We start from the raw sequence: 232 nt of genomic DNA on the forward strand, positions 1-232 counted from the left end.
CGTGCATGTACATTCGCCAACATCTGCTGGAAGATGAGCAGGCTGGCAGCGCGCCAGAGCACAAGCCGCCCGTCATTGAGAAGGTGGCAGAAAGCATGAAGGCGACGGCGGCATATAACTGTTGGGTAGACCGTCAAGGACGATTCGATGCCAGCCAGACCTACGTCATGCCCGATCTGATCATGGGTGTCGATGATGCTATTGCCGACCTGAGACGTGGCAAGTTGGTGAT

Annotated in this window: 1 protein-coding gene; it reads left to right on the forward strand. The window is 56.0% G+C overall.

The features are described from left to right. Window positions 1-232, forward strand: a 232-nt coding sequence (locus tag Q4548_RS17085; protein WP_303457307.1) for a hypothetical protein, incomplete at both ends; no start/stop codon positions are given.

This window comes from Wenyingzhuangia sp. 2_MG-2023 (genome assembly GCF_030548295.1).
Classification (GTDB): Bacteria; Bacteroidota; Bacteroidia; order Flavobacteriales; family Flavobacteriaceae; genus Wenyingzhuangia.